This is a genomic window from Pseudomonas fluorescens (genome assembly GCF_000802965.1).
Lineage (GTDB): Bacteria > Pseudomonadota > Gammaproteobacteria > Pseudomonadales > Pseudomonadaceae > Aquipseudomonas > Aquipseudomonas fluorescens_A.
In genome coordinates this window covers 1-1610 of record NZ_JSAK01000051.1, presented here as the reverse complement: position 1 = coordinate 1610, position 1610 = coordinate 1, and the positions used below count along the sequence as shown (strand labels likewise).

Sequence of the window (1610 nt, the reverse complement as noted above, 5' to 3'; positions counted from 1 at the left end):
CGATTCTGTTGAAAAAGTAGCTCCCCTGTCTGGCCTGCGGCAAAATCTCTGCATTGGCCAGCAGGGAAGCACGCAGCATGATGGGACAGTTATCGAGTGGGCAGGAACGGCTGTTTTACTCGTTCAACCTTGAAGATCACATCCCCGCCAATCACCTTCTGCGTAGCATTGATCGGTGTCTCGATCTGAGCGACTTGCGCCTTTACCTCGCCGATTTCTATAGCCCGATTGGGCGTCCGTCGATTGATCCCGAACTGATGATCCGCATGCTGATCGTGGGCTATTGCTACGGCATTCGCTCAGAGCGGCGGCTGTGCGAAGAGGCCCATTTGAACCTGGCGTATCGCTGGTTCTGCCGGTTGAGCCTTGAAGATGAAGTCCCCAATCACTCGACCTTTTCCAAAAATAGACACGGCCGTTTTCGGGACAGCGATCTGTTTCGCTGGCTGTTCAATGAAGTGCTGCGTCGTTGCATGGACGCAGGCCTGGTCAAGGGCGAAGGCTTCGCCGTGGACGCCAGCATCATCAAAGCGGATGCGAGTCGGCAGCGCGGCGTACCGGGTGATGAACAGGTCAACTGGAGCGATCCGACCCTGAGCACCCGCGCCGTGCGTGAGTACCTTGAAGCCCTCGATGAAGAGGCTTTGGCCGAAACGCTACCCAAGCGCCTGTCGCTGACGGATCCTCAGGCCCGCTGGACCGCTGCTCCAGGCGGCCCAGCTTTCTACGCTTACTCTACGAATTATCTCATCGATACCGAGCACGGCGTGATCATGGATGTGGAACCCACACCGGCTCATAGAACCGCAGAAGTCGAGAGCACCAAGACAATGATTGATCGGGTCGAAGCGCAGTTCGACATCAAGCCGGAACGCCTCATTGGCGACACCGCTTACGGTACAGCGCCGATGCTGGCCTGGATGGTGGAGGAAAAAGACATCGAACCGCATGTGCCGGTATGGGACAAAACCGAGCGCAAGAACGACAGTTTCTCGAGCAACGATTTCCACTGGAATGAAGAGACTGAGGAATACCGCTGCCCGGCCGGTAACGTATTACGCAGCGAATGGCGTGCCTTCAAGAACGAGCGTTCGCACGTCACAAAAGCCAGCACCATCATCTTCCGATCCAGACAGACCGACTGCGCGACATGTCCGATGAAAGCCAAGTGCTGCCCGAACACTCCGATTCGCAAGATCGCCCGCAGCGTCCATGAAGCCGCTCGTGATGTGGCTCGACGCATCGCAGCGACCCCGGAGTACGTGCGCTCTCGCCACGAACGTAAGAAGGTCGAAATGTTGTTTGCTCACCTCAAGCGCATCCTGAAACTGGATCGCTTGCGACTACGTGGCATGAGTGGCGCGTCCGATGAGTTCACGCTGGCGGCCGCGGTACAGAACCTGCGACGTCTGGCCAAACTTGCATCTCAAGGGCCACCTTCTACGGGATAGGTGCGCCTGCACGAAGCAAAAAACCTCAAACTAACCCACTAACAGAGCAGCAAAGGTCAACGAAGGGCCGAGAAACCGCTCAATGTGGTGAGTAGGTTCTCCGGTGGTGGTCGTGCCTGAGTTTAGGGGAGCTGAAAATCCGACTTTTTCAACAGAATC

At 56.6% G+C, this 1610-nt stretch carries 1 protein-coding gene; it reads left to right on the top strand.

The window, feature by feature from the left end:
- The first annotated feature begins 77 nt into the window (after positions 1–77).
- Positions 78–1451 (top strand): IS1182 family transposase, encoded by a 1374-nt coding sequence (locus NL64_RS29045; RefSeq protein ID WP_034151503.1) that lies wholly within the window; start codon positions 78–80, stop codon positions 1449–1451.
- Positions 1452–1610: the final 159 nt, after the last annotated feature.

Excerpts from the sequence above, each read along its gene's own strand:
- NL64_RS29045 (WP_034151503.1), top strand. The coding sequence starts at position 78 with ATGATGGGACAGTTATCGAGTGGGCAGGAACGGCTGTTTTACTCGTTC.